This window comes from Amycolatopsis sp. A1MSW2902 (genome assembly GCF_017312175.1).
Taxonomy (GTDB): domain Bacteria; phylum Actinomycetota; class Actinomycetes; order Mycobacteriales; family Pseudonocardiaceae; genus Amycolatopsis; species Amycolatopsis nivea.
Window position 1 is genome coordinate 5,793,948 of record NZ_QJPO01000001.1, and the last position, 26,328, is coordinate 5,820,275.

At 69.2% G+C, this 26,328-nt stretch carries 26 protein-coding genes; 13 read left to right on the forward strand and 13 right to left on the reverse strand.

Going from position 1 to position 26,328, the window contains the following annotated elements:
- Positions 1 to 70: 70 nt before the first annotated feature.
- Positions 71 to 2,644, reverse strand: coding sequence for an ABC transporter permease (locus DMP23_RS26495; RefSeq protein ID WP_337822858.1), 2,574 nt, complete (start codon positions 2,642 to 2,644; stop codon positions 71 to 73).
- Positions 2,644 to 3,441, reverse strand: a complete 798-nt coding sequence (locus tag DMP23_RS26500) for an ABC transporter ATP-binding protein (RefSeq protein WP_037812034.1) — start codon at positions 3,439 to 3,441, stop codon at positions 2,644 to 2,646. Before DMP23_RS26500 ends, DMP23_RS26495 begins: the two co-directional genes overlap by 1 nt.
- A 137-nt stretch (positions 3,442 to 3,578) precedes the next feature.
- Between DMP23_RS26500 and DMP23_RS26505 the strand changes: the two genes are divergently transcribed.
- Positions 3,579 to 4,859, forward strand: coding sequence for a sensor histidine kinase (locus DMP23_RS26505; protein ID WP_134663261.1), 1,281 nt, complete (start codon positions 3,579 to 3,581; stop codon positions 4,857 to 4,859).
- A gap of 47 nt (positions 4,860 to 4,906) precedes the next feature.
- Here DMP23_RS26505 and DMP23_RS26510 read toward each other — a convergent pair whose 3' ends face one another.
- The 5 genes from DMP23_RS26510 to DMP23_RS26530 all read right to left on the reverse strand — a co-directional run bounded on the left by DMP23_RS26510 (position 4,907) and on the right by DMP23_RS26530 (position 9,210).
- Entirely contained in the window at positions 4,907 to 5,551 is a 645-nt protein-coding gene (locus DMP23_RS26510) for a LuxR C-terminal-related transcriptional regulator (RefSeq protein ID WP_043839341.1), read from the reverse strand.
- Positions 5,552 to 5,775: 224 nt separating this feature from the next.
- Positions 5,776 to 6,564, reverse strand: coding sequence for a hypothetical protein (locus tag DMP23_RS26515; protein ID WP_337822859.1), 789 nt, complete (start codon positions 6,562 to 6,564; stop codon positions 5,776 to 5,778).
- Positions 6,564 to 7,850 carry a type III PLP-dependent enzyme gene (locus tag DMP23_RS26520; RefSeq protein ID WP_238608022.1) on the reverse strand — a complete coding sequence of 429 codons (1,287 nt, stop codon included), beginning with the start codon at positions 7,848 to 7,850 and terminating at the stop codon, positions 6,564 to 6,566. Before DMP23_RS26520 ends, DMP23_RS26515 begins: the two co-directional genes overlap by 1 nt.
- A gap of 12 nt (positions 7,851 to 7,862) precedes the next feature.
- Entirely contained in the window at positions 7,863 to 8,777 is a 915-nt protein-coding gene (locus DMP23_RS26525) for a 3-oxoacyl-[acyl-carrier-protein] synthase III C-terminal domain-containing protein (protein WP_337822860.1), read from the reverse strand.
- 73 nt (positions 8,778 to 8,850) lie between these two features.
- Entirely contained in the window at positions 8,851 to 9,210 is a 360-nt protein-coding gene (locus tag DMP23_RS26530; RefSeq protein ID WP_337822861.1) for a hypothetical protein, read from the reverse strand.
- A 45-nt stretch (positions 9,211 to 9,255) separates the two neighbouring features.
- On the opposite strand from DMP23_RS26530, the gene DMP23_RS26535 reads away from it, so the two are divergent.
- The 3 genes from DMP23_RS26535 to DMP23_RS26545 are packed head-to-tail and all read left to right on the forward strand — an operon-like array spanning position 9,256 to position 11,241.
- On the forward strand, positions 9,256 to 9,702 hold the full coding sequence (locus tag DMP23_RS26535; RefSeq protein ID WP_337822862.1) for a MarR family winged helix-turn-helix transcriptional regulator: 447 nt from the start codon (positions 9,256 to 9,258) through the stop codon (positions 9,700 to 9,702).
- Positions 9,703 to 9,739: 37 nt separating this feature from the next.
- Positions 9,740 to 10,636, forward strand: coding sequence for an NAD(P)H-binding protein (locus DMP23_RS26540; protein WP_337822863.1), 897 nt, complete (start codon positions 9,740 to 9,742; stop codon positions 10,634 to 10,636).
- Entirely contained in the window at positions 10,633 to 11,241 is a 609-nt protein-coding gene (locus DMP23_RS26545) for a CPBP family intramembrane glutamic endopeptidase (RefSeq protein ID WP_337822864.1), read from the forward strand. The genes DMP23_RS26540 and DMP23_RS26545 overlap by 4 nt, the downstream gene beginning before the upstream one ends.
- Here DMP23_RS26545 and DMP23_RS26550 read toward each other — a convergent pair.
- The gene (locus DMP23_RS26550; RefSeq protein ID WP_337822865.1) at positions 11,208 to 12,395 is read right to left on the reverse strand and encodes an FAD-dependent oxidoreductase; all 1,188 of its coding nucleotides are present in this window, start codon (positions 12,393 to 12,395) and stop codon (positions 11,208 to 11,210) included. The two genes, DMP23_RS26545 and DMP23_RS26550, sit on opposite strands and share 34 nt — an antisense overlap.
- Before the next feature lie 130 nt (positions 12,396 to 12,525).
- On the opposite strand from DMP23_RS26550, the gene DMP23_RS26555 reads away from it, so the two are divergent.
- Positions 12,526 to 12,966 (forward strand): MarR family winged helix-turn-helix transcriptional regulator, encoded by a 441-nt coding sequence (locus DMP23_RS26555; protein ID WP_337822866.1) that lies wholly within the window; start codon positions 12,526 to 12,528, stop codon positions 12,964 to 12,966.
- Here DMP23_RS26555 and DMP23_RS26560 read toward each other — a convergent pair.
- Positions 12,957 to 13,580 carry a VC0807 family protein gene (locus DMP23_RS26560; RefSeq protein ID WP_337822867.1) on the reverse strand — a complete coding sequence of 208 codons (624 nt, stop codon included), beginning with the start codon at positions 13,578 to 13,580 and terminating at the stop codon, positions 12,957 to 12,959. The genes DMP23_RS26555 and DMP23_RS26560 overlap by 10 nt on opposite strands.
- Positions 13,581 to 13,804: 224 nt before the next feature.
- Between DMP23_RS26560 and DMP23_RS26565 the strand changes: the two genes are divergently transcribed.
- The 3 genes from DMP23_RS26565 to DMP23_RS26575 are packed head-to-tail and all read left to right on the forward strand — an operon-like array spanning position 13,805 to position 16,217.
- Positions 13,805 to 14,413, forward strand: coding sequence for a DUF1453 domain-containing protein (locus DMP23_RS26565; RefSeq protein ID WP_337822868.1), 609 nt, complete (start codon positions 13,805 to 13,807; stop codon positions 14,411 to 14,413).
- Positions 14,410 to 15,564 (forward strand): sensor histidine kinase, encoded by a 1,155-nt coding sequence (locus DMP23_RS26570; RefSeq protein ID WP_337822869.1) that lies wholly within the window; start codon positions 14,410 to 14,412, stop codon positions 15,562 to 15,564. The genes DMP23_RS26565 and DMP23_RS26570 overlap by 4 nt, the downstream gene beginning before the upstream one ends.
- Positions 15,561 to 16,217 carry a response regulator transcription factor gene (locus DMP23_RS26575; RefSeq protein WP_337822870.1) on the forward strand — a complete coding sequence of 219 codons (657 nt, stop codon included), beginning with the start codon at positions 15,561 to 15,563 and terminating at the stop codon, positions 16,215 to 16,217. The genes DMP23_RS26570 and DMP23_RS26575 overlap by 4 nt, the downstream gene beginning before the upstream one ends.
- A 16-nt stretch (positions 16,218 to 16,233) precedes the next feature.
- Here DMP23_RS26575 and DMP23_RS26580 read toward each other — a convergent pair whose 3' ends face one another.
- Positions 16,234 to 17,109, reverse strand: a complete 876-nt coding sequence (locus DMP23_RS26580) for a hypothetical protein (RefSeq protein WP_337822871.1) — start codon at positions 17,107 to 17,109, stop codon at positions 16,234 to 16,236.
- 248 nt (positions 17,110 to 17,357) lie between these two features.
- On the opposite strand from DMP23_RS26580, the gene DMP23_RS26585 reads away from it, so the two are divergent.
- Genes DMP23_RS26585 through DMP23_RS26600 form a run of 4 tightly spaced genes read left to right on the forward strand, consistent with a single transcriptional unit; the run spans position 17,358 to position 21,110 of the window.
- Entirely contained in the window at positions 17,358 to 18,377 is a 1,020-nt protein-coding gene (locus DMP23_RS26585; RefSeq protein WP_443111289.1) for a D-isomer specific 2-hydroxyacid dehydrogenase family protein, read from the forward strand.
- Complete coding sequence (gene vanA / locus DMP23_RS26590; protein ID WP_337822872.1) at positions 18,370 to 19,407, forward strand: D-alanine--(R)-lactate ligase; 1,038 nt, start codon at positions 18,370 to 18,372, stop codon at positions 19,405 to 19,407. Before DMP23_RS26585 ends, vanA begins: the two co-directional genes overlap by 8 nt.
- The gene (vanX, locus tag DMP23_RS26595; RefSeq protein WP_337822873.1) at positions 19,404 to 20,012 is read left to right on the forward strand and encodes a D-Ala-D-Ala dipeptidase VanX; all 609 of its coding nucleotides are present in this window, start codon (positions 19,404 to 19,406) and stop codon (positions 20,010 to 20,012) included. Before vanA ends, vanX begins: the two co-directional genes overlap by 4 nt.
- Positions 20,013 to 21,110: a UDP-N-acetylglucosamine--N-acetylmuramyl-(pentapeptide) pyrophosphoryl-undecaprenol N-acetylglucosamine transferase gene (locus DMP23_RS26600; protein ID WP_337822874.1), complete on the forward strand. Its 1,098-nt coding sequence runs from the start codon at positions 20,013 to 20,015 to the stop codon at positions 21,108 to 21,110.
- On the opposite strand, the gene DMP23_RS26605 is transcribed toward DMP23_RS26600, so the two are convergent.
- Together DMP23_RS26605 and DMP23_RS26610 are read right to left on the reverse strand one after the other, a co-directional pair.
- On the reverse strand, positions 21,075 to 22,154 hold the full coding sequence (locus DMP23_RS26605; protein ID WP_443111357.1) for a sensor histidine kinase: 1,080 nt from the start codon (positions 22,152 to 22,154) through the stop codon (positions 21,075 to 21,077). The two genes, DMP23_RS26600 and DMP23_RS26605, sit on opposite strands and share 36 nt — an antisense overlap.
- 14 nt (positions 22,155 to 22,168) lie before the next feature.
- Positions 22,169 to 22,843: a response regulator transcription factor gene (locus DMP23_RS26610; RefSeq protein WP_037812063.1), complete on the reverse strand. Its 675-nt coding sequence runs from the start codon at positions 22,841 to 22,843 to the stop codon at positions 22,169 to 22,171.
- A gap of 88 nt (positions 22,844 to 22,931) precedes the next feature.
- On the opposite strand from DMP23_RS26610, the gene DMP23_RS26615 reads away from it, so the two are divergent.
- The gene (locus tag DMP23_RS26615; RefSeq protein ID WP_205669934.1) at positions 22,932 to 23,468 is read left to right on the forward strand and encodes a M15 family metallopeptidase; all 537 of its coding nucleotides are present in this window, start codon (positions 22,932 to 22,934) and stop codon (positions 23,466 to 23,468) included.
- On the opposite strand, the gene DMP23_RS26620 is transcribed toward DMP23_RS26615, so the two are convergent.
- Positions 23,465 to 26,224: a BTAD domain-containing putative transcriptional regulator gene (locus DMP23_RS26620; protein ID WP_337822876.1), complete on the reverse strand. Its 2,760-nt coding sequence runs from the start codon at positions 26,222 to 26,224 to the stop codon at positions 23,465 to 23,467. The genes DMP23_RS26615 and DMP23_RS26620 overlap by 4 nt on opposite strands.
- Positions 26,225 to 26,328: the final 104 nt, after the last annotated feature.

The window sequence follows — 26,328 nt, forward strand, 5'->3', positions numbered from 1 at the left end:
CGGTGACCCCGGGCTGACCGCGCGCTGACAGCTGGGGGCAGTCAGCGGCGGGCGGCCGCCCAGGGGTCACCTATTCAGGAGAGAGCATGGCGATCGAGGTCTTGCCGCGCACCGCGAGCCACGTCGGGAAGAGCGTGGCGACCATGCTTACCACGACCGCGAGCACGACCACCACCCCATAAATCCACAATGGACCATACGGCAGCCAGCTGTCGGACACCGCCTGGCTGAACGGGACCAGCATCGCGAGCGAGACGGCGGTGCCGAGAACCACGCCGATGATCGCGACGACGATCCCCTCCACGGCCATCACGCCGAGCACCTGGCCCCGGCTCGACCCGGCCAGCCGTTGCAGGCCGAACTCGCGCCGCCGGTGCGCGGTCGAGAGCACGAGCGTGTTCACCACCGAGATCGCCGCGTAGAGCAGGATCATGCCGACCACGAGGTAGTTGACCCACGCGTTCGCTTCCTGTTCCTGCACGAACTTGGCGGTGAGCGTGTCCCGGTTCGCGACCTGCACGCCGGGCGAGGACTGCGCCAGCCCGTCGAGCGTGCTCATCAGCTGCGAGACGCTCGTGCCCGCCGCCGCGGTGACGAGCACCTGCGACGCGATCCCGTCGGTCGTGTGCGGAGCCAGCGTGCCCGCGGGCAGCAACGCCGTCGCGAACTCCGCCGCCGACCGCAGGGTCGCCACTACGCGCAGCCGCACCTGCGTGCCGTCGCCGAGCCGCAGGCCGATCTCGTCGCCGACCTTGACGTGCAGCCGAGTCGCGTTGTCGACCGGGAGCGCGATGGTGTTGCCCTGCAACGCGTCCAGCGAACCGGTCGCGACCTCGGACGCCCGGGTCTTCGCGACCGCGTCACCGGTGACCCCGGTCAGCGCCAGCCCGTCCTCGTCCTGGCTCGAGTCCGACGGCTTCTCGTTGTAGCCCTTGCTGGTCACGTACGCCGAAGCGGTGCCGACCCCGGGCAACGCCCGGACCTTGTCGAGCAACCCGGTGCCGACGTCGCCGGTCGACGAAGTGACGACCGCGTCCGCCGAAAGGTTCGACGCGTACTTCTGCTTCGCCGATTCCACCTGCGTGGTCTGGAAGTAGAGCATGAACACGGCCAGCGTCGTGGCCAGCATGACCGGCACGACCGCACCGGACATCGGCAGCCAGCGCACCCGGGCGTTGGCCATCGCGAGGTAGCCGGACAGCCCGCTCACCGCCCGCACCGGAACCCGCAGCACCGCGACCATTACCCGGGTGATTCCCGGCGCGAAGAGCGCCACCGCCGCCGCGACGAGCGTGACCGCCGGTCCGGCGGTACTGGCCGCTAGGGGTCCGTCCATCACGGTGATCGTCAGGTACGCGAGCGCCACGCCGCCGATCAGGCTGCCAATGCCCCACCACAGCCGGAACGACGTCAGCCAGCGCTTCGGCGAGACCAGTTCCTGCATCGCCTCCACCGGACGCGTCCGCCCGGCGTACCGTGCCGCGACGAATCCCGCGCCCCACGCGGACAGCAGGCCCACGAGAACGCCGGCGGCGGTCGGGATCCAGTCCTGGTGATACGCCAGCACCGGTTCGAAGACGCCGAACCCGGACAGCCGGTCGAACAGCCAGTTCCCGAGCAGTTCGCCGGGGAAAGCGGCCAGTACGGTCGCGAGGATCCCGATCACCATCGACTCCGCGGTGATCATGCGGCTCACCTGTTTGGGCGTCGCGCCGACCGCACGCAGCAACGCGACCTCGCGCCGCCGCTGCTGCACCGACAGACCCAGCGTGCTGGCCACCACGAACAACGCGACCTGCACAGCGAGCCCGCCGAACACCGCGGCCAGGATCACCAGGATTTCGCCGCCGTCGCTCGCCTGCGCGAACTCGGCCGTCCCGCGCGCTACTCCGGTCAGCGCGACCGCGTGCTGGTCGCGGACCACGTTCGCGATCTGGGTGCTCAGCGCGGCCGGTTCCGTGCCTGCGGCGGGAAGCACGCCGAACGCGTCGACCTGACCGGTCGCGGGCGTAAGCGCGAGAGCGTCTTCGTGGGAGAAGAACACGGCGTCGGAAGCTATTTTTCCGCCCGCGACAGCGATTCCGACCACCTGGAAGGACCGGACCCCGCCGCGCACGGCGATCTGCACCGAACCGCCCGAGGCGACCCCGGTGGCCGCGGCCGTCGACTGGTCGAGCACGACTTCGCCGCTGCGCTGCGGAGCCCGCCCGTCGGTCAGCGAATACGGGGCCAGCTCGGCGGTCGCCCAGTCGTGCCCCAACGCGGTGCCGCGTACCAGTTTCACGTCGGGATCCGCGGGCAGCGTCGCCGGGATCGACACGTCGGGAATGACCTTCGCGACGCCCGGAACGGCCGCGATCTTCGCCCCGAGCGACGCGTCGAGCCGCACCCGTTCGGGCAGGGTCGCGGATTCGTGGTCCTCGTCCTCGGTGCCCGGGTTCGTCGGCGGCAGGTTGTAGTGCTGGTCGCCCGCGACGACCACCGGGGCCTCGGCCAGCCGCTGCGGCGGCACCCGCGGCGAGATCCCGGTCTGCATGAGCCCGCCGCACGCCATCACGATCGCGGTTCCGACGAGCAGCGCGACGAACGTCGCGGTGAATCCGGCCTTGCGGAACCGGAGCGTGCTCAGGGCAAGGCGCAGCATCAGCGCACCGTCCCGACGGTGTTCCGGCCGTCGCGGCCGAGCCGCGTCGTGCGTGCGCTCAACGCGGTCAGGCCGCGCGCGACCTCGTCCACGGTCGGTTCGTGCAACTCGCCGGCGAACTGCCCGTCGGCGAGGAACAGCACCCGGTCGGCGTAGGAGGCGGCGACCGGATCGTGCGTCACCATCACGATGGTCTGCCCTTCGGCCCGCACCGCGGCGCGCAGCAGGTCCAGGATCTCGCTCGCCGACGTCGTGTCCAGCGCGCCGGTCGGCTCGTCGGCGAAGGTCACGTGCGGACGGCTGACCAGCGCGCGGGCGATCGCCACGCGCTGCTGTTGGCCGCCGGACAACTCACCGGGGCGGTGCCCGCGCCGTCCGCCGAGCCCGACCTGCTCGATGATCCGGTTCACCAGCGCCGGATCGGCCTTCTTCCCCGCCAGCCGCAGCGGAAGCGTGACGTTGTCGACCACGTCGAGCGACGGCAGCAGGTTGAACTGCTGGAAAATGAATCCGATGTGGTCGCGGCGCATCCGGGTCAGCTGCGCCTCGTCGAGCCGGCCGAGATCCTGGTCGGCCAGCACGACCGTGCCCGAATCCGGCTGGTCGAGCCCGGCCGCGCAGTGCAGCAGCGTGCTCTTGCCCGAACCGGACGGTCCCATCACCGCGGTGAAACTGCCGCGGGCGAACGAAACCGAGATCCCGTCGAGTGCGACGACGCGGGCCCGGTTCCCTCCGTAGAACTTGGTGACGGAGCGGAGCGTCACCGCATCCGTGCTTGGCTGTCCGGACTGGTACATCGGTCACTCTCCCAGGCGCGTCGGGTACAGAAGAAACCTACGAGCGGCAAGGGCGGATTCCGATGGTGCTAACTCTTCGATCCGGACTGGTCCTAGCACCCCTGCCGGGAAAGCCGGGAACAGCACATAATCGGGACATGCCCTCCACCGATGCCCGCGAGCCGGCGGCGCCGAAGCCCTGGTTCGCGCGGGGCGGCCTCGCCGTGCTGCACAGCACCGCGCTGGGTCTGCTCGCACCGGTCGAGGTGGTGCTTTTCGCGCTCCTGGCCTGCGCTGCTTCCCTGCTGGGCGTCGGCGTCGGGGTGTTCCTGATTCCGCCGGTGGTGTACGCCGTCCGCGCGGTCGCCAATCTGCAGCGGAAACTGCACGGTGCCTGGACCGGACGGGAGGTGCCGCAACCGTATCTCCCGCTGCCCGAGGGCACGCGGTTCTTCCAGGTGTTCGCGCGTTTGCTGGCGGACCGTGCCACCTGGCGGGACACCGCCTGGCTGCTGGTGGACTGCACGATCGGGTGCCTGCTCACGCTGGCCCCGCTGGCGCTCGTGGTCGACGGCGTGCGCGGGCTGCTGATGCCGTTGCTCTACCCGGTTCTGGACGATTTGTGGCTCGGCGACTGGTACGTGGCGCTGCCGGTGGACAACCCGGCCGTCGCCTGGATCGCGGTCGTGCTGGGCCTGCTGCATTTCCCGCTCGTCCTGTGGGCGGCCCCGCACCTGCTGAAACTGCACGCGGCGCTGGCGGCCAAATTCCTTTCCCCGTCCGAAAGCACCGTGCTCGCCCAGCGCGTCCAGCACCTCACCACCACACGCGACGACGCGGTCGGCCACCAGGCGCTGGAACTGCGCCGGATCGAACGCAATCTGCACGACGGCGCGCAAGCCCGCCTGGTCGCGATGGGAATGACGCTCGACGCGGCCGCGAAACTCGCCGAACGGCAGCCGGAAGCCGCGAAGAGCCTGCTGGAAGAGGCCAAGGCGAGCTCGGTGAAAGCACTGCAGGAACTACGCGATCTGGTGCGCGGGATCCAGCCGCCGGTGCTGGTCGACCGCGGTCTCGCCGACGCGGTCCGCGAACTCGGGATGGAAGCGACGCTGGAGATGGAGACCACCGTCGACCTCCCCGGCCGGTTCGCGCCCGCCGTCGAGACCGCCGCGTATTTCACCGTTTCCGAGGTGCTCAACAACGCGATGAAGCATTCCGGCGCGGATTCCGGGAAAATCGACATGCACCATTCCGCCGGACGGCTGTCCATCACGGTCACCGACTACGGCAACGGCGGCGCGGACCCGGCGAAGGGCACCGGCCTGCGGGAACTCGAACGCAGACTCGCCCCGCTGGACGGATTCCTCACCGTGCTCAGCCCGCTCGGCGGCCCGACCTCGGTGGTCATCGAAATCCCGTGCCGGCCGATCGGCTGAACGCTCAGCGCCTGTCGTGAGTAGCGATGCCCGGTATCGGCGAGCAGTCAGCGGCGCAGGTAGGCCAGCACCGCCTGCACCCGGCGATTGCTGTCCTCGGACACCGGCAGCTGCAGCTTCGCCAGGATGTTGTTGATGTGCTTGGACACCGCCTTCTCGGTGACGAACAGCTCGGCGGCGATGTTGCTGTTGGACCGCCCCTCGGCGATCAGCCGGAGCACGTCGTTCTCCCTCGGGGTGAGGCTCTCCAGCGCGACGTCGCGCGTGTTGTGCGTGAACAGCCTCGACACCACTTCAGGGTCCATCATCGTGTTGCCCGCGGCGACCCCGCGCAGGACGTCGACGAAGTGGTCGCCGTCGAGCACCCGGTCCTTGAGCTGGTAGCCGACCGCGCCCGCGCCGTCGGCCAGCAATTCGTTGACGTACAAGCGTTCGACGTACTGCGACAGCACCAGCACCGGCAGCCCCGGCACCTGGCGGCGCGCCTCGATCGCCGCGCGCAACCCCTCGTCGGTGAACGACGGCGGAAGCCGGATGTCGACGACGCCGACGTCCGGCTTCTCCGTGACCAGCGCGTTCAGCAGATCCGGCCCGTTGTCGAGCGCCGCGACGATCGTCATCCCGTGCGCTTCGAGCAGCCGGACCAGCCCGTCGCGGAGCAGGAACTGGTCTTCGCCGATGACCACGCGCACAGATCTTCACCTTTTCTTCGCCGCGGCAGTTCCGCTCCCGATTATAGGGGCGCGGAGGGCTCGCTTTCCCGGGCGAAGGCGCAAATTCCCCGTGTCGGTTCCGTCCGCGCCTGAAGGTCCGTGAAGGGCTCCTTGAGGGAATCTGATTCCTTCAAGGAGCCCTTCACGGACGGCGAGCCAGGGCTGAGGCGACGCGGCTTCGACCCCGCGCAGCCGCACCGCGGTCAGGCGTGCAGGGGCGCGGAGGGCTCGCTTTCCCCGGCGAAGGAGCAAATTCCCAGAGTCCCGCGAATCGGGTCGTAATCAGCGAGAACCGCAGGCGGCTCGGCCCACAACGCGGTAGCGGAGCGTCCTTCCGCAACCGACCCGTCAGCCAAACCCGGCCCATAACGATCCGCCGACGCGAGCCGATCAGCCTCGGCCCGGGCATCAGCCGGGTCGATTCCGGGCAGCAGCGCCACACGGGTGCTGCCCGCTCCGGACTCGAACAGCAGCGCGGCTGCCGCGTCGCCGGGCGGGCGTGCTCCGGCGTACGGCATTCCCCGCTGCTCCATGACGAGGATCAGCACGCGCCGCATCGGCCTCCGGCGCGCGTATCCGGCCGCCACCCGCAGGGCGAGGAAACCGGCGAGCGGGCCCTGTCCGGAGACCGAGTACGTCATCGGGCCGCCCGGCAGCACCGCGGTCAGGTTGACCGGAGCGGACAGCCGCGGGTCGAAGTCGGGACCATCGTGGGCGACGACGACCAGGTCGAGCGGCTCGCTCACCTGGTCGTGCAGCAATTCCCGGGCCAGGGAGATGAACGTGTTGCCTTGCGCCTGGGCGACGAGGTCCGGCGAGTAGCCGACGTCGTGTCCGGCGGCCAGATCGGTGAAGTATCGCGTCATGATCGGGCCGTCGAGCCGGTCGGCACCAGAGGCGAAACGCCGGTGCAGCACGGTTTTCAGCCCCATCGGCAGCACGGCGAACGGCGAGGTCCGCGTGGTCGCCACGGGAGCGCCGGCGCTGAACATCAGCCCTCCACCGCGGGAACCGGCAGCCGGTGCAGGTGCTGGCGGCGCAGCAGGTCCTCCGGCTGGTCCCGTTCACTGATCACATAGGACTGTCCATCATGGACCAATACTTCGGCGGGATAGCCGTGGCTGAGGAACAGCACCGGTGACGCGCTCGGGCCGTAAGCACCGGAGCGTTCCACGCCGATCAGGTCGCCCGGTTGCACCGGCGGCAGCGGGATCTTCTTGCCCAGCACGTCGTTCGGCGTGCACAGCGGGCCGGTGATCTGCCAGGTTTCGGTGGCTGGTTCGTCGATCCGGTTCAGCAGCCGCATCGGGAAATCGCGCTTGACGTAGGAGCCGATGCCGACCGCGGCCATGTGGTGGTTGGTGCCGCCGTCAGCGACCGCGAAGTTCTGTCCCAGCGAGGTTTTGACGTAACGGACGCGCACGACGTAGGTGCCGCTCATCGCGGTCAGGTAGCGGCCCAGCTCCATCACGAGCCGCGTGTCCGGATGCCGCGTGGCGAACTCGTCGATCACCGGGTTCAGCCGCGAGGTCAGCAGATCGAGGTCGAGGTCACGTTCCCCGTCGAAGTACGCCACGCCCAGCCCGCCGCCGACGTCGACCAGGTCGAGCCCGAAGCCCAGCCGCGCGGACAGCTGTTCGGCCAGCGCGAAGATGCGCGTGGTGTTCTCCACCACCGATTCCTCGCTGAGAATGCGCGTGCCCATGTAGACCTGGACGCCCATGATCCGCACATTCGCATGCCGCGAAACCAGATCCTCGGCGGCGAACAGCTGTTCCTCGTCCATGCCGAACTGGCGCGGCTTCCCGCCCATCGTCAGCCCGGACCCCTTGACCGCGAAGCTCGGATTGACCCGCAACGCCACCCGCGCTCGCACTCCGCGCGCCGCGGCGAGCTGGTCGATCAACGCGAGTTCCCCGAAGGATTCGCAGACGATCGCCGCGATGTCCTCGTCCAGGCAGGCTTCGAGTTCCGCCTGGCTCTTGCCAGGACCGAGGAAAATGATGTCGTTCGGCGACACTCCAGCACGGCGCGCGGTGCGCAGTTCGGCGAGGCTCGAAACCTCCGCGCGAGCCCCATTGTCGTGCAGCACAGCCAGAATCGACACGTTCGGGTTCGACTTCAGCGAGAAGAAGACCTCCATGCTGTCGTGCAGTTCCCGCCGCAGCCGGGCCATCCGGCCGGACAGCTCGCCGCCGTCGTAGACGAACAGCGGGGTGCCGTAACGGTCGGCCAGCTCGGTGATCCCGACGCCCTCGATCTCGAGTTCCGTACTCATCAGGTTCTGCTCCTAGTGTTCGAAGACCATCGCGGAAAACGTCGAGCCGAGGCCGACCGAAACCATCAGGTAGCGCTCGCCCGGGTTCAGCAGCCCGAGCCGGGTCGCGGTGTGGTAGTTGAGAAACGGGTCCGCGCAGAAACAATGGCCGGTGCGCGGGACGTTGCCGAGGAAGATCCGCTTCCGCGGCACGTCCATCGCCTCCGCCGCGCGGATCCACGAAACCTTGTTGACGTTGTGCGGAAGGACGAGCGCGAGATCGCCCGCCGCGCACCCGGCGGCCTCGAGCGCGGCGCGGGTGACGTCGCCCAGCGCGTCCGGATAGATCTGCCGGAACACCTTGTTCTGCTCTTCGTTCGTGATGACCTCGCCGCCGGGACCGCCGAGCGTCGTCGTCGCGTAGCCGAGCAGCCGATCCCGTTGCCCGCCAGGCGCGACCAGCACCGCGGCGGTCCCCTCGCCCATCACCGCGACGTCCGGGATGATCTGCGCGGCCGGGGTGAAAGCCTTCTCACCAGCGAGAATCAGCACCAGCGCGTCCGGGTCGCCGTCCTGTTCGAGCAGCGCGCCGGCGAGGTCCAGAGCGAGCAGCCCGGACGCGCAGGCGTGATCGGTGACGGTGAAGGCGAGCGCGTTCTGCAGCCCAAGCCGCTGCTGCACTTCGGCCAGCGGATCGAACGGATGCGGCGACGCCGCGGGCACGGTCTTGGGCCGCAGCACGTAGCGGACGCGTTCCTCGACCCCGGCGAACCCGTCGAGCTTCGCGACCGCGCCGAGCAGCATCTCGGCCTCGGACTCGGGCGACCGGCAGACCTCGGACAACCCGTAGATGCGATGCAGCCTGCGCAACTGGGCGTCGGTGAGGCCGAGCGCGTCCTGCAGCGTCGCGATCGGCACCGCGGCGGGCAGGTAACTGGACACAGACATCAGGCACGTCACCCCGACAGCGTCGCAACCGGCACTGACGTGACGCTGACGCGCGGCTTTCAACCGGCTTCGTTCACCACATCGCGACGGCGGTGAGCACATGCACCGCGCCCACCACGGAGCTTCCCGCGATCATCCCCTTCTCTCCGCGGAAGATCCCGATGCCGGCGTCTCCAGCCTGCGCGACCGCCGCCGCGATCAGGACCACCGCGCAGACTGGTCCAGACCAGATGAACGGCACCACCGCGGCCGCGCAGCCCAGCGGCACGGCTCTGACCGCGTACATCCAGCTGTAGAACTTCTCGCCGTTCGCAGGAGCCTCGCTGTGGCTCAACGCCGCGGGCCGCACGGCCGCCACCACCGCGAAAACAACGCTGACCACCGCGAGCACGGCATTGGCCACCACCAGGACGGTCATCATTACCTCGCTCATCAACTATTTACAGATTGAACTATGCACAGATGATAGAGTACCCGCGTGGCGACCGACAGCTCCTTGCCCGAGACCGCGGCCTTCCGGCTCATGGTGCTCGGCACCGACCTGGCGAACGATTTTGGCGGGCACCTGCGAAAAACCGGGCTCACGCCCAAACATCTCGGGACGCTCGCCATGGTCGACCAGGGTTTCGCCCGTACCCAGGACGACATCGCCCGGCTCATGCGGGTGAGTCCCAGCCTGGTCGTCCGGCTGGCCGACCAGCTGGAGCAGCGCGCCCTCATCGAGCGGCGCCGGGACCCGGACAACCGGCGCAAGCACATCCTCACAGTCACCGCGGAAGGGAAAACCCTGCTGGCCGAGATGGGTTCGCTCGCGGCGGCCGTCGACGCCGAACTGACCGCCGTGCTCGGCTCGCGGCTCGGCGGCCACCTGGACGAGGCGCTCTCGCGGCTGATGGGCAAGCTCATGACGGACCGGCAGCGGTGATCAGCGAAATCCCGCTCGTCCGGCTACCGTCGCAAGCATGCGGGTACTGGTCGCCGGAGCCTCGGGGTTCGTCGGCAGACGGTTGTGCCCGGCGCTGATCGACGCCGGGCACGACGTGCTCGCCATGACCCGCCGCCCGGACAGCTACCGCGGCGCCGGTCAGCCGGTCCACGGCGACGTCGCCGACATCGGTTCCTTGCGGGACGCGCTCAAGAACGTCGAAGCCGCCTACTACCTGGTGCATTCCCTGGACAGCACCGATTTCCAGCAGCGCGACGCCAACGCGGCCCGCTCGTTCGCTCGTGCCGCCGCGGAGGCGGGAGTGCGCCGGATCGTCTACCTCGGCGGTCTCGGCGACGACGCGGACTCGCTGTCGGCGCACCTGGCCAGCCGACGCGAGGTCGAACAACTGCTGGCGGAGACCGGAGTGCCGGTGACCGTGCTGCGCGCGGGGATCGTCATCGGGCACGGCGGCACGTCGTGGGAGCTGACCCGCCAGCTCGTCGAACGCCTGCCCGCGATGATCACCCCGCGCTGGGTCGGGACGCGCACCCAGCCTATCGCGCTCGCCGACGTCGTCCGCTACCTGGCCGGCATGCTGGAGCATCCCGAGACCGAGGGCCGGACGTTCGACATCGGCGGCCCGGAAGTGCTGACCTACCGGGACATGCTGCAGCGCGTCGCGGTGATCGAGGGCCGGATGCTGGCGATCGTGCCGGTCCCGCTGCTCACGCCCCGGCTGTCGTCCTACTGGCTTTCGCTGGTCACCGACATCGACGCCACGACCGGGCGCGCGCTGATCGACTCGATGGGCAACGAGGTCGTCGTCCGCGACGACGCCATCCGCCGCATCGTCGAATTCGAGCCGATGGGCTACAACGATGCCGTGCTGCAAGCACTGGGCGAACGAGCGCGGCGTCGGCGGGCCAAGTGAAGAAGCTCCTGACAGCGGTGACCGTGGCGGGCTCGGGGCTGCTTGGCGCGTCCTTGGCGAGCAAGCCGGGGTCGCGCCGGTTTCACGCGCTGACCGCGTCGGTCGCGGCGACCTGGTTCGCCGGAGCGCGCGCGGCTGGCCCGGTGCCACGAGGTCGTACCGCCGTCGTACAGCCGGTGTTGGCGGGCGCGGGCGCGTTCGGCGGGTTTTACGGCTGCGCACTGGTCGCTCGCCGAATTCCGTTGCTGCGCCGGGCAATCACCGGCGTGCTCGGCCACGCCCATCACGGTTCGACGCCGACCGTGGTGACGACGACGCTCGTAACCGGTGCCGCTGAGGAGATTTTCTTCCGCGGCACGCTTTACGACGCGTTCGGCGCGCGAACATCGACCGCGATGTACGTGCTGTCAACCACCGCGACACGGAATCCGGCTTTGGTGCTGGCGTCAGCGGCCATGGGGACGCTCTTCACGCTGCAACGCCGTTGGGGCGGCGGCGTTCAGGCACCCTTGTTGACGCACGTGACCTGGTCCGCCCTGATGATCAGCTTCCTGCCGCGGCTTTTCCCGCCTCAGGATTCCAGCACCGGCGGAGTAGGTCCGTAGGCATTGGCGCGGGCGGCGCGAGCGCGGGCGCCCGGGATGCCGGTGAGCAAACGCAGCAGCCGATACGGCGGGGCGGCGGGACGACCACGCTCCCTCGCGCGAGCGGCGCGTTGTTCCAGCCGGACCTGCTGCGCCTGCACCTGCCGGATCGCGGGTTCGCGTTCGGCCTGAATCCGCGCGAGGGCAGCGTCGGACGTATCCCGGACGAGGTGGTTGGCCGCGGCGACGGCGTCCTGGATCGCCATGAGGATTCCGTTGCCGCCGACCGGCGAGATGACGTGCGCGGCGTCGCCGATGAGCAGCAGACCCGGCCGCCACCAGCGCTCCACCCGGGAGATGTCGACCGACAACAGGGTCGTCTGGCCGAAATCGGTCAGCAGCTCGGCACGGTCGGCCAGCCACGGCACGTGCTCGGCGAGGAACGCCCGGATCGGGCCGACGCCCTGTTCGCGAGCCTCGGCGTAGCCGCCCTTGGGCAGGCTGTATCCCACCTGCCAGCCGCTGGTCCCGGCGAGCAGGCCGACGTAGTGATGCCGTCCGAAGAAGAGGTCGACGTCGGCGTCCGGCGGGTCCGCGGGACGGTGCGGGAGTCGGAACCACAGCAGGTCACTGGTGGCGCCGAGGGAGTGCGCCGGAGCGTCTGCCAGGCGGCGGATCCGGGAAAAGCGGCCGTCCGCGCCGACCACGAGCGCGGCGGGCTGGTCGTGGGTACCGGTGTCGTCGCGGTAGCGGACGCCGGTGATCCGGCCGTCGCCATCGCGGTTCAGATCGACAACTTTGGCACCGGTCCGCACACTCGTGCCCGGGAGCGCGGCGGTTTCGGCGGCGAGGAAATCGAGGAAGTGCGCCTGCGGCATCAGGGCGACGTAGTTGTACGGCGAGGAGAGCTTGCCGTAGTCGGCGGTGGTGATCGACCCGGCCGGGGTGTGGAAGCGGAAGAAGCGCGCTTTGTGATGCGGAAGGGCGAGCAGCCGGTCGGCCAAGCCGAGGCGGTCGAGCAGTTCGAGGGTGTAGGGGTGCAGCGAATCGCCGCGGAAGTCGCGGTCGAAGTCCTGGTGCGCTTCCAGCAGCGTGACCGGGATTCCGGCGCGGCCGAGCAGGTAGGCGAGCATCATGCCGCCGGGTCCGCCGCCTGCGACGACCACGCCGGTCATTCCGCCCCCGGTTCGAGGCCGTCGAGCAGCTTCCGCACCATCTCGGCATTGACGTGGGCTATTTCGCTAGATTTTCTAGCCATACCCGGCACTGTACCTCGTCGCTAGAAGTTCTAGCTACTATGCCGACGTGGCGGACGAGCAAGCGGCGCGGGACCTCTCCCTGGCAGTGCGGCGGCTGCTGCAAGCGGGCCGGGGCATGCAGGCGGCGCTAGCGCGGAAACTGTCGCTGCGGGTCACCGACGTGCAAGCCCTCGACCAGGTCGTTTCCAGTCCGGAGCCGCTCGGACCCGGCGAGCTGGGCAACCGGCTCGGCATCACCTCGGCGTCGGCGACCGTGCTGGTCGACCGGCTCGCCGCCGCCGGGCACCTGGCCCGCCACGCCGACCCGGCCGACCGGCGGCGCGTCCACCTCGAGGCCACCGAGCATGCCCGCGAGGACGTCCGGACAGCGCTGGGCCCGCTGCTCGCCGAGATGGAAGCCATCACCGACCGGCTAGAGCCCGAGCACGTCCCGGTCGTCCTGTCCTTCCTGGACGACGTCGCGGCGGCGATGCGCGCCTACGACTGACGCTGAACCGCCTGCTCGCCCCGTCGGCGGGTCAGCAGCGTCCACCCGATCAGCCCGGCGAACGCGACGACCAGCAACGCCTGCGAACAAGCAGCCGCCGTGTCGAACGGCAGCGTGTAGACGCCCACGATGCGAAGCACGGAGTCGGCGGTCAACCCGAGGCCCCACACCAGCGAGACCTGGTACCAACGCCGCCGCAACCTCGCGTCGCCCGCGGTGGCCTCGAATTCGCGCTGCTGCTCGCCGCCGGCCGAGAGCGCGAAGCGTCGTGCCGCGTAGTACGCGAGCGGCCGGTTGAGCACACAACTGCCGACCAGCGCCACACCGGCGCAGAAGGTGGTCACCGATTCCTTCGCCAGCAGGAGGCGCGGGTCGCCGGTGAGGAAGCTCAACCCGAGCCCCAGGCCGAAAAGCAGCACGAGGAACGACGAGAAGAGGTCGAGCCGCCGCTGGGCCACCGCGACCCAGATCGTCCGCACTCCCGCGACGATCGTGCCGATCAGCAGTGACACGTAGGCACTCGCGCCGAGCAGGTTGGCCGCGTAGTAGGCGACGACGGACAGGCCGACGTCCAGGAACAAAGTAGTGATCATCGTGCGAGCGTGCGAGGTCATGCCGTACTCCCCGATTTTGGCTTGGCTGCTGGGATTCGCCAGGAAAACGCTACGGTCGCCGCGGCCGGCCGTCTTGCCGCCGAGGGCGTATCCCGGGTGGAGAAATCCAGGGCCGGGTGGAGGGATTTCTCCACCCGCGGATACGCCGCGCACCGCACGACTTCGCCGCCGTTCCGCCGTAGTTTTCTCGGCATCGGAACGAAATCGAAAGGCAGGAACAACTCATGAGCGGACCCGTGGAGATCGTCCTGATCGTGGCGGCGGTCGGCTACCTGATGGTGCGGCGGATGATCGGCGAACCCGCGCAGGCCAAGCAGATGCTCATCCTGCCCGCGATCCTGTCCGTCGTCGGCCTCAGCACGGTGTCCGGCGAGGTGAAATCCGCGGCCTCGCTGGTCTTCCTGATCGGGACCGCGGCGATCAGCGTCGTCCTCGGCGTCCTGCGCGGGTACAGCGTCCGGATTTCCCGGCGCGACGGCACCGCCTTCGTCCGCTACACCCCGGTCACCGTCGGACTGTGGGTGGCGAACATCGTGGTCAAGATCGGCGTGAACGTCGCGCTCGACGCGTTCGCCCCGCAGGACGCGGGCGGCGTCTCGAACAGCATGCTGCTCACCATCGGCGTCGGCATCCTCGCCGAGGGACTGGTCGTGCTCTACCGCGCACTGCGCGCCGGGCACCAGGTCATGTGGACCCAGGGCAGCGACGGCGCGCCCGGGCAGACCTCGCCGCTGCTGGACAACATCCAGCGCAACCTCACCGGCCGCCCGGCCGAGTGGAACACTCAGTCCGCGCACGACGCCGGCCAGACGAGGAGGAACCTGGTCCCATGAGCACGCCGGACCAGCGGTCGCTGTCTTTTCTCGGGCAGCACCGGGACGAGCTGATCCAGCCCGCCCTCGTCCTCACCGCGATCGCCTGCACCGCGGTTCAATGGCCGGACGCGACCATCGCGTACCGGCCATTGGCCTTGCCGCTGTTCTTACTGTGCTCGGTCGCCGGGATCGTCTCGCTGCTGCCCTGGGCGCGGGTCGCGGAAAACCGGCAGATCGCCGTGATGGGCGCGTACATGCTGTTCGGCGCGCTGCTCCTGCCGCTCGCGCACGGAACGTTCGCGGCGATGTTCCCGTTCGTCGCCGCGTCCGCCTCCGGGGTCAAGCTCGCGTCCCGCCGGGCCGCGGTGACCATCGCGGTCGCCGGATCGGTCATCGCGGCCGCCTCGACCTGGACGGTCGGCGAGCTGTTGCCGGGCTTCCCGGTGTGGCCGGTGTGGGTGCCCCTGACCGTGGGTCTTCCGGTCGCGGTCGGCATCTCGCACCACGACCGCCTCGACGCCGTCCGCAACGCCCAGCTCGCCGCCGACTCGGCCCAGCGCGCCCGCGAGTCCGAAGCCCGCGAGGCAGCGCTCGTCGAACGCGGCCGCATCGCGCGCGAGATTCACGACGTCCTCGGCCATTCGCTTTCCGGGATCGCGCTGCAATTGGACCTGGCCGACGCACTGCGCGGCAGCGGCCGCGACGACGAGGCAGCCGCCGCGGTCCGCAAGGCACGCGCCATCGCCGTCGACTCGATCAGCGAGACCCGCCGCGCGGTGCACGCGCTCCGCGAAGACACCTTGCCGCTGCCTGAGACGTTGAGCCAGCTCGCCGAACACGCGTCGGCCGATTACGCGATCGAGGGCGAAGCCGGCGCGGTCGGCCCGGAGACCACGCACACCATGGTCCGGGCGGCGCAGGAGGCGATGACCAACGCGGCCAAGTACGCGCCGGGCGCGACTCGCAGCCTCCGGCTCGCCTTCACCGCCGATCATGTCAGGCTGACCGTGCACAACGGGCCCGCGACCGAACCCCGCCGCGCCGAACTGGCCGGCGGTTCCGGAGTCGGGCTCGTCGGGATGCGCGAACGGGCCGCCCTGCTCGGCGGCACCCTGAAAGCAGGCCCGGCCGGCGACGGCTGGACCGTGGAACTGGAGCTGCCTCGATGACCGACCGCCCGATCAGTCTCGTTGTCGTCGACGACCAGGCGACTGTCCGCGAAGCGCTCGCGGTCATGCTCGACCTCGCCGAGGACGTCAACGTCGTCGCGACCGCGACCGACGGCGCGGAAGCGGTCAAGGCGGCGCAGGAACACCGCCCGGACGTCGTGCTGATGGACCTCAACATGCCGGTGCTCGACGGGGTCGGCGCGACCGGGCGCATCCGCGAAAGCCAGCCGGACACCACCGTTCTCGTGCTCACCACGTTCGACGACGACGAGTCGATCCTGGCCGCACTGCAGGCGGGCGCGAGCGGATACCTGACCAAAGAAGCGGACCGCACCACGATCCTGCACGCCGTGCGCACCGCGGCGCAGGGCCAGACCGTGCTCTCGCCCGAGGTGCAGCGACGGTTGCTCGCGCTGGCCGCCAAACCGGCCCCGCCCGCCGAACCGGATCTGGCGCTGACCGCACGCGAACGCGAAATCCTCGGCCTGATCGGCGACGGCCTGCGCAATCCGGAAATCGCGGCCGCCTTGGTCATCAGCGAGGCGACCGTGAAAACCCACATCAACAACCTTTTCGCCAAGGCCGGCTTCCACTCGCGCGCCGACGCGGTCCGCTACGCGCTCAACTATCAGAACGGCCAGCGTCGGCCGTAACTTTGCGGCGCGGTTCTTATCCAGGCAGGTCTTCGAGACCGAGCCGGTACCAGTCGTCCCGGGTCACGACGTGCAAGTCCGCGCCCCGCCCGAAAACCCGGGCATCTCGCGGTACTTCCTCCCCATCCGGCAACACGAGCCGGTACTCGCCGGTGACCCGGAACCGGTCGTCATCGAGCACTCCGGCAACCAGCCGATCCCGGTACGCCTCGTAACCGCCGTAGAAGGCCAGCCGGGAACCACGCACTGCCAACGCGGTGGCGCTGCGGATCTCGTTGCGCCACCCGGTCACGCCGCCGTCGTGGATCCGGACGACGGGCCATTCGGTGTAGAAGCACGTCCATGCGGTGTCGCCGTCGACGTTGAGGGCGTAGCAATCCAAGATGTGCCCCCACGCCGCCCGCGCGGAATCGGGGTAACGCCATTGCTCCGTCAACTCGGCCGAGAACCGGACCAGCCCGCTCCGGCCAACAGGAGGCGCGGCACCGTCGTCACCCCAGCCGTGCGAACCGAGGACGCCTTCGTCGAAGTAGCCGACCCAGATCTCGCCGTTTCGGGTGGTTTGCACGTGATCGATGCCGTCGCCGAAGGTCTGCTCGGCCACGGCTTCACCGTCAGAGTCGTAGACGATCGCGTTGCGGTCCGGCCCTTCAGACCGCCAGGTGCACCGCGCGTCGACCGTGAGCACGCGACCGTCCGGCAGTGGCTGCACCGTCGGATGCGCCAGCCGAAAATCCGGAATCCGCGCGGCAACCGCCATTTCCGGCACATGCACGGTCACCCGCACCGGACGTGAGGCGCGCACTTCCGGAAGCTTCACCGCTCGGTCCGCAGGGGCCGACCACACCGCCAGCAGCTCACCGAGCGGCCCGATCGACTCCGAGATCCGCACATCTCCGTGCTGTGGCGGCACGATTCGCGCATGATGCCAGGCGTGGACGGTCGGCAGGGCCAAGACCGCTGCCCGGCGCGCGGCGTTCTTTTGCTCCCACTCCCCCACTCGTCTATCCGACCACGCTGAGGTCTGCGAGCTCCACCGGTTTTCCCCACCATCCCCCCGGCGACCCGCGATCCGCATATCGTCCGTGTATCGGAAACCGCATACGTGCTGGCAACATCCCCCTGCCTTGACTGGCACCCATGACCTACCGCGAACCGGCACGTGCTGCGGGGCTTCGGGTTCGGTCGCTGGTTCCGGCGGCCGGGATCACGATCTACGACTGCGGGCCCGACGAAGCCGCTCTGGTCGAGGAGGCGGTGTCTCGTTTGGGGGTGACACCGACTGTCACCGCGGCGGCGTTGTCCGAAGCCACCGTCGAACTTGCTGCCGGGAACCGGTGTGTCAGCGTCAGTCACAAAACCCGCATCACCAATGGCACCTTGCGTGCGCTCAGCGAGGTCGGCGTCAAGTATCTCTCGACGCGGAGCATCGGCTGCAATCATCTCGACGTCGAATATGCCGAGAAAATGGGCATCACAGTGGAAAACGTGGCGTATTCGCCCGACAGTGTCGCTGATTACACGCTCATGTTGATGCTGATGGCGATCCGCAACGCGAAGTCCCTCATCCGCCGGACCGACGCGCACGATTACCGATTGAGCCACACCCCCGGAAAAGAACTGCGCGACCTCACCGTAGGCGTCATCGGAACCGGACGGATCGGCGCGGCGGTCATCGATCGGCTGTGGGGCTTCGGCGGGCAGAAGCTGGCCTACGACCTGTACCCCCGGACGTCAGCCGATTACGTTCCCCTCGACGATTTGCTGCGGCAGAGCGACATCGTCACCCTGCACACGCCGCTCACTCCGGAAACCCGCCATCTTCTTGACCGCCAACGGATCGAGCAGATGAAGCCCGGCGCGATCGTCGTCAACACCGGCCGCGGCGGGCTGATCGACACCGACGCTCTCCTGTCCGCACTGGAAAACGGCAGGCTCGGCGGCGCGGCATTGGACGTCCTCGAAGGGGAGGAAGGGATGTTCTACGCCGACTGCCGCCGCAAACCCCTCGAGAACACGAATCTGGCGCGGCTGCAGAACCTCCCGAACGTCCTGATCAGCCCGCACACCGCCTATCACACCGACCACGCCTTGCGCGACGCAGTGGAAAACAGCCTCCTCAACTGCCTGAATTTCGAAAGCTGGACAAACCATGCCTAAACTCAAGGTCGGCGTGATCTTCGGCGGAATCTCCGAGGAACACCCCGTATCGGTCAAATCCGCGCGAGAGGTCGCGAAGAACCTCGACCCGGAAAAATACGAACCGTACTGGGTCGGGATCACCAAGGACGGCTCGTGGAGGCTCTGCGACGGACCCGGCGAGGCGTGGGAAGACAGCGGTCGCCCGGCGATGTTGTCGCCGGATCGGGGCGTCCACGGGCTGCTCGTCGAGGAGCAGGGCAAGTACGAACCGGTCCGGCTGGACGTGGTGCTGCCGGTGCTGCACGGCAAACTCGGCGAGGACGGCGCGATGCAGGGCCTCCTCGAACTGTCGGGAATCCCCTACGCGGGCTGTGACGTGCAGAGTTCCGCACTGTGCATGGACAAATCCCTCGCGTACCTGGTCGTCGACAGCGCGGGAATCGCGACACCGAACTTCTGGGCCGGCACCGCGGACGAGGATGTCGACGCCAGCAAGTTCTCCTACCCCGTCTTCGTGAAACCAGCCCGGTCCGGTTCGTCGTTCGGCGTCACCAAGGTCTCGCGCGAGGAAGACCTGCCGGGCGCGATCGCGGAGGCGGCGCGGTTCGATTCCAAGCTGCTGATCGAGGAAGCGGTCGAGGGCAGCGAGGTCGGGTGCGCGGTACTGGGCAACGGCGCGGACCTGATTGTCGGCGAACCGGACCAGATCCGGCTGTCGCACGGGTTCTTCAAGGCCCACCAGGAGGACAACCCGGAAACCGGCTCGGAGAACTCGACCATCCTCGTCCCCGCGGACATCCCGGCGGAGTCGCGCGCCCGCGTCCAGGCGACCGCGCAGACCATCTACCGCGCCCTGGGCTGCCAGGGACTCGCCCGCGTCGACCTGTTCCTGCTCGAAGACGGCACCGCCATGCTCAACGAGGTCAACACCTTCCCCGGCTTGACTTCCTACAGCCGGTACCCGCGGATGATGGCAGCGGCCGGACTTTCGTTCGCCGAAATGCTCGACCGGATGGTGTCGCTCGCGCTGGCCGGGACGCCCCGATGAAGCCCGGTTTCGCCTTCCTCGACGAGGCTGTGCCCGGGATCCGCTGGGACGCCAAGTACGCCACCTGGGACAACTTCACCGGCAAACCGGTCGACGGCTACCTGGCGAACCGGATTGTCGGCACCCACGCCTTGTGCAGCGCACTGCAAAGCGCGCAGGACAAAGCCGCGACGCTGGGCTTCGGCCTGCTGGTCTGGGACGGCTACCGGCCGCAGCGCGCCGTGGACTGCTTCCTGCGCTGGGCGAAACAGCCGGAGGACGGCCGGAAGAAGCGCCAGCACTACCCGAACCTCACCCGCGCGGAGATGTTCGAAAACGGTTACGTGGCAACCAAATCCGGACACACCCGAGGCAGCACAACGGATTTGACGCTGTACCACTTGGACACCGGCGAGCTCGTCGCGATGGGCGGCGGCTTCGACCTGATGGACGCGGTCTCGCACCACGGCGCACCCGGCCTCACCGCGACCGAGGCAGCGAACCGGCAGCACCTCCGTTCCATCATGGAGGACTGCGGTTTCGCCGCCTACGAATCCGAGTGGTGGCACTACACGCTGAAGGACGAACCTTATCCGGACACGTACTTCGATTTTCTCGTTGCCTAGATGGACATCAAAGCACCACGCGTGGTCGTCGCCGGAGGCCATTCGGCCGGACACATCGAACCCGCGATGAACTTCGCCGACGCACTGCGGAGATTGGCCCCCGCTGCGGAAATCACCGCGCTCGGCACCGTCCGCGGCCTGGACACGACGCTGATCCCCGCGCGCGGATACCCGCTGGAACTCATCCCGCCGGTCCCGCTGCCGCGCAAGGCAACCCGGACGCTGCTGCACACGCCGTCCCGGCTGCGCGCTTCGATCCGGGCCGCCGGCGCAGCCCTCGACCAGGTCCAAGCCGACGTCGTCGTGGGCTTCGGCGGCTACGTCGCCGCCCCGGCCTACCTCGCCGCCCGCCGGCGCCGGCTGCCGATCGTCATCCACGAAGCGAACATCCGCCCGGGAGCAGCCAACCGCATGGCCGCCAGGCTGACGCCCCACGTGTACACCGCTTCCCCGGACATCCGGCTGAAAAACGGCACCGCGATCGGGATCCCGCTGCGTCCAGCGATCACCGGACTCGACCGTCCCGCGACCCGCGAAGCAGCTCGCCGCAAGTTCGGCCTCAGCACCGATGGCCCGGTCCTGCTGGTCACCGGCGGTTCGCAAGGCGCCACCACGATCAACGCCGCCGCCTCCGGCGCAGCTGCCGCATTACGGAAAGCCGGGGTGCAAGTCCTGCACATCACCGGCCCGCGGCACACCGTCGAAGCGGCCGACCCGTCGTATGTAGTCCTGCCGTTTGTCGACGAAATGCAGTACGCCTACGCCGCCGCCGACTTCGCGATCTGCCGTTCCGGCGCGATGACCTGCGCCGAACTGGCCGCCGTCGGACTCCCCGCCGCGTTCGTCCCGCTGCCCGACCGCGGCGGCGAGCAACGGCTGAACGCCGGACCGGTCGTCGCGGCAGGCGGCGCACTGCTCGTCAACGACGCCAACCTGACCCCAGCGTGGATCGAATCCGCCCTCGTCCCGATCCTCACCGACCCAGCACGTCTCGCGGCGATGTCCACCCGCGCCTCCGCGACCGGAGCACCCGACGCCGACACCGTCCTAGCGCGACACGTCTTATCGATCGCCCAACAACATCGACCCGCCAGGTAGCCGCACCGTCACCCGAAGCCCGCCCGCAACCCCCGGTGCGAGAGAAAGCGTCCCGTCATGCGCCTGCGCGATGCTCTTCACGATCGCCAGCCCCAGCCCGACCCCAGCGTGATCACGACGGATCCGCTCGGTGCCGCGCTGGAACGGCTCAGTAAACGTCCAGATCCGCTCCGGACTGACTTCCTCCCCGGTGTTTTCCACGATGAGCGTGCTCGACGTCGCGGACGCAGTCGTGCGGAGCTGCACCGTCCCGCCTTCCGGCAGGTTGTGGACGATGGCGTTGTGCAGCAGATTCGTCGTCAGCTGCAGCAAAAGCGCCCGAGACCCGTTCACGGCAGTGACGTCGCCGGAGGTCTCAATGGTCACCCCGTGTTTCTCGGCAAGCGGGAGCAACGTCTCCGCGGCTTCTTCCGCCAGAAGCGACAGGTCGACGGGCTCCCGGGTGAACGACCGCTGATCCGCGCGGCTGAGCAGCAGCAACGCTTCGGTGAGTTCGATCGCCCGCGCGTTCACGACGCGAAGACGCTCGTGCAGTTCGCCGATATCGCGCTCCGGGTCGTCGCGGGCGACTTCGAGGAGGCTCTGCGTGATCGCCAGCGGCGTGCGCAGTTCGTGGGAGGCATTGGCGGCGAATCTCCGCTGTTCGGCGACGTGCGCGTCGAGGCGCGCGAGCATGGCGTCGAAGCTGTCGGCGAGTTCGCGGAACTCGTCGTCGCGGCCTTCCAGTTCGATCCGGTGCGCGAGCGACCCGGTCGAGGCCTGCCGGGTCGCGGCGGTGATCCGGTTCAGCGGGGCGAGCATGCGCCCGGCGAGAATCCAGCCGCCCAGCAGGCCGAACAGCAGCAGGAGCAGCATCACGACGGCCGCGTCGGGCGCGAAATCCTTGATCAGATCGCGGCCGGACGGGGCCATCACCACCGGCATGACCTCCAGCGCCCGGTCCTGGTAGTCCAGCAGGAAGAAGCCCACCGCGCCGAGCAGCAGCGTCCCGGCCAGCATGAGGAATCCGGCGTAGCTGAGGGTCAGTTTGAGCCGGACGCTCATCCCCGGCTCGCGGATCACGCGCGGTCCGATCCGTCGTCGATCCGGTAGCCGACCCCGGGGACGGTCGCGACCAGCCACGGTTCGCCGAGCCGTTTGCGCAGCGCCGAAACCGTGATGCGCACGGCGTTGGTGAACGGGTCCGCGTTCTCGTCCCAGGCCCGTTCGAGGAGTTCCTCCGCGCTGACCACCCCGCCCTCGGCCGCGACGAGCACCTCCAGGACGGCGAACTGCTTCCGGGTCAGCGCGACGTACCGGCCGTCGCGGTAGACCTCGCGGCGGAACGGGTCCAGCTTCAGTCCCGCGATTTCCCGCACCGGCGGCCGGTTGTGCGCGCGCCTGCGATCGAGCGCGCGCAGCCGGAGCACGAGTTCCCGCATCTCGAACGGTTTGGTGAGGTAGTCGTCGGCGCCGAGTTCGAAGCCGGAGACCTTGTCGTCGAGCCGGTCGGCGGCGGTGAGCATGAGGATCGGCATGCCGCTGCCGGACGCGACGACCCGCTTCGCGATCTCGTCGCCCGAAGGCCCGGGGATATCCCGGTCGAGCACAGCCATGTCATACGCGTTGACGCTCAGCATTTCCAGCGCGGTGTCGCCATCCCCGGCGAGGTCGGCCGCGATCGCCTCCAGGCGCAACCCGTCCCGGATGGCCTCAGCCAGGTAGGGCTCGTCCTCGACGATCAGCACACGCATGCCGTCGATGCTACGAGCAGACACGTATCGCTGGCATATCCGAAACCGCGTACGTGCTGGCAACACCGGTTCGCCTTGGCTGAATGCCATGACCCGCAGCGAATCAGCACGACGCCCGGCTCTCGCCGTTTTCCGGCGAACCGTCCGCCAGGTGCTTCGCCGTCGTGGCGCATTGAGCGAGGCCGACGGAGCCGTCCCGCCCGGCACGACGGTGTTCGCCGAGATTCCGGCCGTGGCCAATCTCGACCCGGTTTTCCTGGATGCGCTGCGTCGAGCGGCGAAGGACGCCGCGAACGACGGCGTCGAATTCCGCGTCAACAGCGGCTGGCGTTCCCCGGCGTATCAGAATCAGCTTCGGCACAAGGCAATCGCGAAGTACGGCTCGGAACAGGAAGCCGCCCGCTGGGTAGCCACTGCCGACCGGTCCGCGCACGTTCTGGGAAACGCGATCGACCTCGGTCCCGCCGAAGCGACGTCGTGGCTCTCGAAACACGGTGCCGCGTATGGACTGTGCCAGATCTACCGCAACGAACCGTGGCACTACGAACTGCGCCCCGAAGCCATCGACCAGGGTTGCCCGCCGATGTACGCGGACCCTTCGCAAGACCCGCGATTGCAGCGCTAACCCGGATCCGCCGCGAGCCGTTCCTGCAACCGCGCGTGCCGGAACTGGTAGACCTCGCCGACCTGACGCAGCACACCGCGGCGATGCGCGTCGTCGAGGAAACCCATCAGATCCACCGGGATTCGCTTCCGCGAGGCCAGCCACAGCCGGCTGAACGTGTACGCGCCCCAAGCCCGGGAGATCCACACGCTCAGCCCCACGGCCAACCCGAACATCAGTCCCGCCGCCACCGCCTGTGCCGTGCTCGAAGCCCGCGAAAAGACCTGGCCGCCGATGATCACGCCAGCGATGCCGTAGGCGAGACTTCCCGGACTCCGCACCAAAAACCGGCCCAGCAACGCCGACGCCAGCCCGCCGGCGAAGGCCAGCGCCAGGTCGTAATGGTCGTTGAAGACGCCGAGGAACCGCGTTTCTTTCGTGAAGGCGAACGCCATCCCGTAGAACAGGCCCAGCGAGACGATGAAGGACAAGGTGAACGACAACGTCGCGGCGCGGTCGTTGCGCAGGACGCTCGCCGGACTCGACACGCGGCTCGCCTCCAGCGGCGTATCCAGCCAGACGTGCACTCCGATCGCCAGCCCGAACACAATCGCGAGCAGGGCGATCACCCCGACCGACAGCGACCACGCCAACCCGAGGCACACCCCGATCAGCACCCCGACCGCGAACCGGCGCAGGAACCGGCCCGCAGTACCGCGGAACCGCGCCTCCACCCGCAACGGCCCCGGTCGGCTGCCGACTGTATGCGTTACACAACCTGCCACCGCGAACGACAGCCCGTAGATCGCCCCGATCACCGGACCCGCGGCGATCCAGCCGGTCAGCGCGAACAGCAACGCCGGCGGCAGTCCGAGGCACAGCCCCAGCACCAGCCTCGGCACCGCACGATCCAGCTGCCACCACGCGAGATCGCGGCTTCGGTCGCGTTCCAGCTGCCTGGCGAAGAAGCTCAGCCACCGCTGCGCCTGCTCCGCCGGGTAATCGCGCGGACGGGTCGGCCGGTCGAGCCGGGCGGGCGGGGCCGGTCGCGAGGTGTAGACGACGGGCAGGTACTCGTCCAGCAGATGTCCCTCGATCGCCGCGCGGTCGGGAAAGCGCGTCGTGTCGCAGAGTTCGCCGGGATCGGTCGACGGATGCGCGTACGCCGTCCTGGCCAGATCGACCATCAGCGGCGTGCGAAGTGCCTGCGCCAGCGGGCTTTCCGGATGTTGCCGCAACTGCCGGACCACCGGGTCCCAGCGGGTCTCGCCGAAGCGCTGCCGGGCGGTGAGGAAGTCGATCGCGTCCTCGGTCTCGACCGGTTCGATCTCCACCACCGCCGCGCGCGACAGGAAGGTCCCGGACTGCTCCACCGCGGATTCGTACTCGGTGCTGCGGCAGGTCACCACCAGCGGACGCCCGCCGGAAACGGCCTGGTCCAGCGCGTCGATCGCGGCGGTGTGCAGCCCGGGAGCCAGCTCGTCGAGACCGTCGAGCACCGGGATGACCCGGCCTTCGAGCACCAGCCGCAGCGCCGCGCCCTTGCCGTACGCGCCGGTGTTGGCCAGGCCCGGATACTCCTCGACCAGCCGTCGGGCGAGCCAGCCGTGCAGGTGTTCCTCGCGCGGATTCCACGACGACAGCGGCAGCAGCACCGGCACCGGTTCGCCCGGCGGCGGGTCGGCCAGCAGCCCCAGCGTGAGCAGGATGGCCAGCACCGACTTCCCCGCGCCCGGCTCGCCGAGCACGACCAGCTGCCGCGCCGGGACCTGCCGGAACTTCGCGACGACGTCGGTGAGATCGCCGCTGAACGTCAGCCGCTCCGGGTCGCCAGGCCGGCCGAGCACCGCCGACGCGGCCGCGGCGACCGGACGCTCGGTGCTCGTCCAGGTCAGCGGCACCGGCTCCGGACGGTGCAGCGAGCGGATCTCGGTCTCCGCGGTCCACTGCCGGACGATCGCCGCCGCGAGTTCCTCGGCCGCCCGATCGAGCTGACTCGAGGGCTGCTCCGGCCGCACCTGCTCCACGGCAACCGGCTCTTCGGTCTCCCCGCGCAGGATCTGCTCGTGCAACCGGCGCACCTCGGCGCCGGGATCGACCCCGAGTTCCTCCGCGAGCTGCGCCCGCAACCGCTGGAACACCGCGAGCGCGTCCGCCTGCCGCCCGCTGCGGTCCAAGGCGAGCATCAGCTGCGCATACGGCCGTTCCCGCAGCGGATGTTCCTCGACGATCTCCCCCAGCTCGTCCACGACCTCGCGGTGCTGGCCGAGCTTCAGCTGCCAGTCGATGCACAGCTCCACCGCGTTGAGCCGCTGCTCCTCCAGCCGCGCCGCCCGCCCGGCGAGCGCCGCGGCGTCCAGTCCGTCCAGCACCGGACCGCGCCACAACCGCAGCGCCGACCGGATCTTCTCGACCGCGTCCGCCAGCGCTCCGCCCTCCGCCGACTGCCGGGCGGCGGCAACGGCGTCGGTGAACCGAAGCCAGTCGACTTGCAGATTGTCGACCGTGATCCGGTAGCCCGAGCCGTCGGTGACGATGAGCTTCTGCTTGGGATCGCCGAGCCGCTCGCGGAGCACGGACACACAGTTCTGGATCTGCTTCGTGGCGGTCGCGGGCGGCTCGCCGTCCCACGTCGCCTCGATCAGCTTCGGCAGCGGGACGACCGAGTTGGGCGAGAGCAGCAAACAGGCCAGCACGCGGCGATGGCGCGCGCCGGGCAACGTCAGCCGGTCGGTCCCGTCCTGGATTTCCAGCGCTCCGAGCACGCGAAAATCCATTCCGCGACTTCCCTCCTCCGCTCCGGGTTACGAGCATACCCGTGCAGGTCACCGGCACCGCGAAGATCGAAAGGACAGACCGGGGACAGCTTGGGGACGGCGCC